General features: G+C 31.5%; 7 protein-coding genes and 1 tRNA gene. All 8 read left to right on the forward strand.

Going from position 1 to position 7016, the window contains the following annotated elements; genetic code table 11:
• Positions 1-369: 369 nt before the first annotated feature.
• The 8 genes from gltX to CIW83_RS21480 all read left to right on the forward strand — a co-directional run bounded on the left by gltX (position 370) and on the right by CIW83_RS21480 (position 6839).
• Complete coding sequence (gene gltX, locus CIW83_RS21445; RefSeq protein ID WP_094904468.1) at positions 370-1851, forward strand: glutamate--tRNA ligase; 1482 nt, start codon at positions 370-372, stop codon at positions 1849-1851.
• 130 nt (positions 1852-1981) lie between these two features.
• Positions 1982-3379 carry a cysteine--tRNA ligase gene (gene cysS, locus CIW83_RS21450; RefSeq protein WP_094904469.1) on the forward strand — a complete coding sequence of 466 codons (1398 nt, stop codon included), beginning with the start codon at positions 1982-1984 and terminating at the stop codon, positions 3377-3379.
• Between the two features lie 18 nt (positions 3380-3397).
• Complete coding sequence (locus CIW83_RS21455) at positions 3398-3805, forward strand: ribonuclease III domain-containing protein (protein WP_308523744.1); 408 nt, start codon at positions 3398-3400, stop codon at positions 3803-3805.
• 20 nt (positions 3806-3825) lie between these two features.
• On the forward strand, positions 3826-4581 hold the full coding sequence (gene thyX, locus CIW83_RS21460) for an FAD-dependent thymidylate synthase (protein WP_094904471.1): 756 nt from the start codon (positions 3826-3828) through the stop codon (positions 4579-4581).
• A gap of 139 nt (positions 4582-4720) precedes the next feature.
• The gene (gene rlmB, locus CIW83_RS21465; protein ID WP_094904472.1) at positions 4721-5458 is read left to right on the forward strand and encodes a 23S rRNA (guanosine(2251)-2'-O)-methyltransferase RlmB; all 738 of its coding nucleotides are present in this window, start codon (positions 4721-4723) and stop codon (positions 5456-5458) included.
• The gene (locus CIW83_RS21470; RefSeq protein WP_094904473.1) at positions 5451-5984 is read left to right on the forward strand and encodes an NYN domain-containing protein; all 534 of its coding nucleotides are present in this window, start codon (positions 5451-5453) and stop codon (positions 5982-5984) included. Before rlmB ends, CIW83_RS21470 begins: the two co-directional genes overlap by 8 nt.
• Before the next feature lie 100 nt (positions 5985-6084).
• A complete protein-coding gene (gene sigH, locus CIW83_RS21475) occupies positions 6085-6705 on the forward strand; it encodes an RNA polymerase sporulation sigma factor SigH (RefSeq protein WP_094904474.1) in 621 nt (206 codons plus the stop codon).
• A gap of 58 nt (positions 6706-6763) precedes the next feature.
• Positions 6764-6839 (forward strand) — tRNA-Thr (locus CIW83_RS21480).
• Positions 6840-7016: the final 177 nt, after the last annotated feature.

Below are 7016 nucleotides of genomic sequence, written 5' to 3' on the forward strand. Positions count from 1 at the left end.
ATTAATTATTAATATAGATTTAATATAGTATTTTTATTATAATTAATATTGGGGCTCTGCTTTTGAAATTATATTCAGAAGCTTGATTCAATGAGTTTTAAGTATATTAACGAAAGCTTTGATTTCATGCAAGTTGCTTATGCAGTAACTAAGGAAAGTTTTTTAATTATGCTTTCATAGAAGTTTTTACTATAATCCATAGAAATGTTTAACGCTATCATTTTGCTAATAAGAGTTTAATCTATATAGTTTCCAAGAAAGGATAGCTTATGATGATTAGATATAGGTCTTTTTTATTTAAAGGGGACAGTTTACACTTAAGGACTAGTGATATATAATATAATATAATTAATTCAGGAGGTGTCAGTTTTGAAAGAATTTAGATTAAGATTTGCCCCAAGTCCAACGGGTTTCATACATATAGGATCTATTAGGACTGCTTTATACAATTATCTATTTGCTAGAAATAATAATGGTAAGTTTATCTTGAGGATAGAAGATACTGATCAAACTAGATTTGTAGAAGGAGCTATAGAAAATTTAATAGAGTCCTTACATTGGGCAGGAATAGAATATGATGAAGGTGTATTTGTAGAAGATGGTAAGGTTGTGCAAAAAGGCAATCACGGTCCATATATTCAGTCAGAGAGATTAGACATATATAAAAAATATGTAGATGAGCTTATAGAGAAAGGCCATGCTTACTATTGTTTCTGCTCTAAGGAAAGACTTGAGCAGGTACGTGAGGAACAAAAAATTAAAGGATTAGTTCCAAAATATGATGGATTCTGTAGGAATATATCTATAGAAGAGGCGAAGAAAAGAATTGCTAATGGAGAAGAATATGTGGTTAGATTAAAATTACCTCAGAATTATGATGTGAAATTTCATGATTTAGTTAGGGGAGATATTGTAATAAACACTGATGATATTGATGATCAAGTATTATTAAAGTCTGATGGATATCCAACCTATCATATGGCAGTAGTAGTAGATGATCATTTAATGGAAATAACCCATATAGTTAGAGGAGAAGAATGGTTACCATCCACACCAAAACATATCTATCTATATGAAGTGTTTGGATGGGAAAAACCTGTATATGTTCATCTTCCAACTGTATTAAATAAAGATAGAAAAAAACTAAGTAAGCGTCAAGGAGATGTTTCTGTAGAAGATTTTAAAGATAAAGGATATCTGCCAGAGGGATTAGTCAACTATTTAGCATTGGTAGGATGGAGTCCAGAAGATAATCAGGAGATTCTTTCTATGGAAGAGTTAATTCAAAAGTTTTCCTTTGAAAGAGTTTCAAAAACTGGTGGAATATTTGATAAAGATAAACTAGATTGGGTAAATGGTCATTATATAAGATCCTCATCTGTTGAAAGGATCACAGATATGGCTATTCCATATTTGATTAAAGCAGATTTTATAGATAGAGAATTTGTCCAAGATAGATATGAATGGTTAAAGCTATTAGTTCATACAGTTCAAGAAAGCTTAAATACAGTATCAGAAGTAGTAAATAAAGTAGAATTTATTTTTAAAGATTATGTAGATATTCTAGAGGAAGATGCATTAGAGATAATAAAGGCTGAACAGGTAGGAATTGTTCTCACAGCAATTAAGGAAGAATTAAACAATATAGAAGAAATAGATGAAGAGTATGCTAAAGGATTTATGAAGATAATTCAAAAGGCTACAGGGGTTAAAGGTAAAAACCTATTTATGCCAGCTAGAGTTGCACTAACAGGTATGGCACATGGTCCAGAGTTTGTGAATATATTGGTTTTACTAGGTAAAGAAAATATACTCAAAAGAATTGATTATGTAGAGAAAAATTATATATAGTGAAAAGTAAAAAACAGTGAATAACTAAAAGTGAAGAGTGAATAGTTTTAAGTAAAGATTTGGGGTTTTCTTATCTATTAGTTATTAACTATTCACTATTAACTATTCACTTCAATAAAGGAGGTTAGATATGAAGATTTATAATACTTTAACTCGAAAAAAAGAAGAATTCATACCCGTTGTTGAAGGTCAGGTTAGCATGTATATCTGTGGTCCAACGGTATATAACTATATACATGTTGGAAATGCTAGACCAATGGTAATATTCGATACTTTAAGAAGATTTTTTATGTATAGAGGGTATAATGTTAAGTATATTTCAAATTTTACAGATATTGACGATAGAATAATAAATAGAGCTAATGAAGAAAATACTGCATTTAATGATATATCCGAGAGATATATTAAAGCTCTTATGGAGGATGCAAAAGGTTTAAATATTTATGAAGAGAAAACCATCCATCCAAAAGCTACAGAATTTATTCAGCCAATGATTGAATTTATAGAGGCTTTAATAGAGAAGGGTGCCGCCTATAATGTAGATGGTAATGTTTATTTTAACATAGATAGTGCAAAAGACTATGGGAAATTGTCTAAGAAAAATATTGAAGATTTAATGAGTGGAGCCAGAATAGAAGTTAGTGAAGAGAAAAATAATCCTATGGATTTTGCATTATGGAAGAAAGCTAAAGAAGGTGAACCTTATTGGGAAAGTCCTTGGGGTAATGGAAGACCTGGGTGGCATATCGAATGCTCTGTTATGTCGAGAACGCTATTAGGAGATACTATAGATATACATGCAGGTGGCGAAGACCTTCAATTTCCACATCATGAAAATGAAATTGCACAGTCTGAAACTTTAACGGAGAAGCCCTTTGCAAATTATTGGATGCATAATGGTATGTTAAATGTAGAAAATCAAAAGATGTCAAAATCTCTAGGAAACTTTTTTACTGTAAAAGAAATTGCAGAGGAATTTGATTTGGAAATCCTTAGATTTTTCTTGCTATCCGCACATTATAGATCTCCTATGAACTTTACTAGAGAAATAATGAATCAAATGGAAAATGCCTTAGAAAGATTATATAATGGGAAGAAAAACTTAGAATATCTACTTGAAAACGCGGAAGATAGAGAATTAAACAAAGAAGAAAATGATCTACTAGATACTATTGAAAAGTTTAAAAAAGAATTTATTGAAAGCATGGAAGACGATTTAAACACAGCAGATGCTATAGCTTCATTATTTGATCTTGTTAAATTTTCTAATTCAAATCTAAATGAAAAATCTTCCAAGAAATTAATTCAAATATCTTATGATTTGTTATTAGAATTATCCAATGTTCTTGGAATACTAAACAAAAAAGATGAAATTTTAGAGGTTGAAATTTTAGATCTTATAGAGAAAAGAACGATAGCAAGAAAAAATAAAGACTTTAAGTTAGCTGATGAAATTAGAGATATGTTAAAGGAAAAAGGAATAGTCTTAGAAGATACCCAAGAAGGGGTGAAGTGGAAACGTATATAGCCTATGGAAGAAAACAACTTGTTTAGAAAGATGAATACAGAATTAAGTGCAGAGGATATAGCTATGTTATCTCCTCTGCAGCTTGCATATATAGGAGATGCAGTATATGAATTGTTAGTACGGACATATCTACTTGAGAAGAAGTTACCTGTTAAAGAATTGCATAAATTGACTATTAAATATGTAAAAGCCAAGGCCCAAGCAGATATAGTTCATATGTTAGAAGATATACTTAATGAAGATGAACGAGCAGTAGTTAAAAAAGGTAGAAATGCAAAGACTAATACAATGCCTAAAAATGCTGATATGATAGATTATAAATATGCTACAGGTTTTGAAGCGTTGATGGGCTATCTTTACTTAATGGGTAAGGATTACAGAATAGCAGAATTATTTAAAGTGGTATCACATATAGACATTAACTAATGAAGAAAAGGGGGATTAGGATGGATAAGGTAGAACTTTTGAGGTATACGCCTGATGGCGAAAAACTAGTTGCAGCTGCAGCAAGGCTTTGCTATTCATCATCAGGTGTCAGTGAGATAGAAGAAAAGCTAACTGAAGATAAGGTTGAATCATTCTTATCTCTTTTAATGGACTTAAACCATGAAAGTCCTATTGAACATGTCACATTTACTTTTGGGATTGAAGGAATATCTCGTACATTAACTCATCAACTAGTGAGACATAGGATTGCAAGTTTTTCTCAGCAATCACAAAGATATGTGAAACTTGAACAGTTTGAATATATAATTCCGCCGGCTATTGCAAATAATAAAAAGGCTAGAGAAATATTTGAAAAGGCTATGAGAGAAGATCAGAAATATTATGATGAAATATCAAATTTATTATTTGATGAACATTATAATAAATATATTGAAGAAAAGTTCGACGAGAAGGAAGCAAGAAATAGAGCAGAAAAAGAGTCAATTGAAGATGCAAGATATATTTTCCCCAATGCCTGTGAGACTAAGATAGTATTTACTATGAATGCAAGGTCTTTGATGAATTTTTTTAGACTTAGATGCTGTAATAGGGCACAATGGGAAATAAGAGAGATTGCAACTTTGATGCTTAAAGAAGTGAAAAAAGTCTATCCTATATTATTCAAAAATGCTGGACCAGGTTGTATAAATGGGCCATGTCCAGAGGGGAAAATGACCTGCGGAAAGATGGTTGAAGTTAGGGAGCGATTTAAGTAAATGCACAATTCACAATGCATGATTCACAATTAAAACAACAACCGAAGGTCACCTATAAAGACCTCAAAGCTCGACCTCAACAATTGTGAACTGTGAACTGTGAACTGTGAATTGTGAATTAAAGAAAGGTGTGATAAGAATGGATTTTCAATATGTGGTTGGAAGAAATCCTGTTTTAGAAGTACTTAAAACGGATAGAGAAATAGAAAAATTATATGTTCTAAAAGGAGAGCTTCAAGGATCTATAAATAAGATAATTGGAATGGCAAAAGACAGAAATATTATAATACAACAGGTAGATAAAAATAAACTTGATTCTTTATCGGAAGGGAATGCACATCAAGGAGTAGTTGCGTTAGTTACATCATATAATTATGTTGATATAGATGATATCCTCAATAGAGCTAAAGAAAGAAATCAACCTCCATTTATTGTAATTTTAGATGGATTGGAAGATCCACATAACTTAGGTTCTATAATTAGGAGTGCTGAATGTGCAGGAGTACATGGCGTAATAATTCCTAAAAGGAGATCTGCTCAAGTAAATCAAACGGTATATAAGAGTTCTGCCGGTGCAGTAGAGCATATGCTTGTAGCAAAAGTAAGCAATATTGTAAATGCAATTGAAGAACTAAAAGATAAAGGGCTATGGATTTATGGTGCAGATATGGACGGGACTGACTATCATTATAAGACATCTTTACAAGGAGCTATTGCTTTGGTAATAGGAAATGAGGGAAAAGGATTATCTAGGCTAGTGAAAGAAAAATGCGATGTCTTAGTTAAAATTCCAATGCTAGGCCAAATATCTTCCTTAAATGCCTCTAATGCGGCATCTATATTGATATATGAGGTAGTAAGACAGAATCATGGCTAAGAAGAATAAAAAGATTAAAGAATATCTTTTTGTTGATGGGTATAATATCATTAATTCTTGGGAGCGGTTTAGTCAACTTAAAAAGGAACATTTAGAGGAGGCTCGAAATGAGCTTATAGAGATCATGACAGAATATAAATATTATTCGGGAATTGAAGTCATAATTGTATTTGATGCACATTTAGTAAAGGGCAACTATGGAGCAGAAGAAAATTATAATGATTTAAAAGTTGTATATACGAAAGAAAACGAGACTGCAGATCAATATATAGAGAAAAAACTAGATGAGATTGGAAGGATAAAGAGAGTAAGAGTAGCAACATCTGACTGGATGGAACAACAAATTGTTTTTGGTCGAGGTGGAACTAGGATTTCAGCTAGGGAGTTAGAAATGGAAATATTTAATGAAAAAAAGCTTATTAAACGTAAAAGTACTACAGAGAATAAAAAAAATGATCTTCTGCTAGGAAGACTGGATGAAGAAACGATAAAAAAACTAAATAATTTAATAAGTAAGAATGAATAACCTTGACTAAAATATAGGTATTAAATATAATTAATAGTAATCAAAATTAACAGAGTTATACTGGGGGGGATGCTTAGTGCAATTGGAAGTGCATAATGATATGGAATTAACTACATATATGACTATGCAGGATGAAGAAATTGTAGAAGCTGCAAAAAATGATGACGCTATTGCACTGGAATACCTGATTTATAAATATAAAAACATTGTAAAATGCAAAGCTAGATCATATTATTTGATAGGGGCAGATAAGGAAGATATCGTTCAGGAGGGCATGATAGGACTATATAAGGCTATTCGTGACTATGATAAGGACAAGCTTACATCATTTAGAGCATTTGCAGAAATCTGTATCACGAGACAGATAATTACAGCAATTAAGACAGCTACTAGACAAAAGCATATTCCTTTAAATTCTTATGTTTCACTTAATAAACCTATATATGATGAAGAATCTGATAGGACTCTATTGGATATAATTTCGGGCTTTAAAATTTCAGATCCAGAAGAATTAATGATTAGCAGAGAAGATTTGAATTTAATGGAAAGAAGAATAGGAGAGATTTTATCTGAATTAGAGTTAGAGGTCCTAATGTCTTATGTGGATGGTATGAGCTATCAGGAAATTGCAGAGGATTTAGACAGGCATGTGAAAAGTATAGATAATGCCTTACAAAGAGTTAAAAGAAAGTTAGAGAAGCTACTAGAGGACAAAGTATAAACTTAAGCTTGACAATTTTATATGTAAATAGTAAAATAACTAGCAGTGAGTAAAAAATGCCCACGTAGCTCAGGAGGTAGAGCACTTGCATGGTAAGCAAGAGGTCACCGGTTCGAGTCCGGTCGTGGGCTCCATGCTTTTTAAAGATAGGAAACACCAGGGTGAGTTTTCTTGTGATGCATAGGAAATTCTAAATCTCCTTAATTTTAAATTTCCGATAAATGCATTTTAAGAAAGTTTATATTAATGCTTTAACTTAAGACTTTCTTTATCATCTACTAGAGAAAACTCAAGTGTATTAAATTATTAAA

The organism is Tissierella sp. P1, assembly GCF_002266425.1.
Lineage (GTDB): Bacteria > Bacillota > Clostridia > Tissierellales > Tissierellaceae > Tissierella > Tissierella carlieri.

What these genes read in the sequence shown, in the direction of transcription:
- rlmB (WP_094904472.1), top strand. Translation starts at nt 4,721, where the DNA reads ATGGATTTTCAATATGTGGTTGGAAGAAATCCTGTTTTAGAAGTACTT.
- thyX (WP_094904471.1), top strand. Translation starts at nt 3,826, where the DNA reads ATGGATAAGGTAGAACTTTTGAGGTATACGCCTGATGGCGAAAAACTA.
- sigH (WP_094904474.1), top strand. Translation starts at nt 6,085, where the DNA reads ATGGAATTAACTACATATATGACTATGCAGGATGAAGAAATTGTAGAA.
- cysS (WP_094904469.1), top strand. Translation starts at nt 1,982, where the DNA reads ATGAAGATTTATAATACTTTAACTCGAAAAAAAGAAGAATTCATACCC.
- CIW83_RS21470 (WP_094904473.1), top strand. Translation starts at nt 5,451, where the DNA reads ATGGCTAAGAAGAATAAAAAGATTAAAGAATATCTTTTTGTTGATGGG.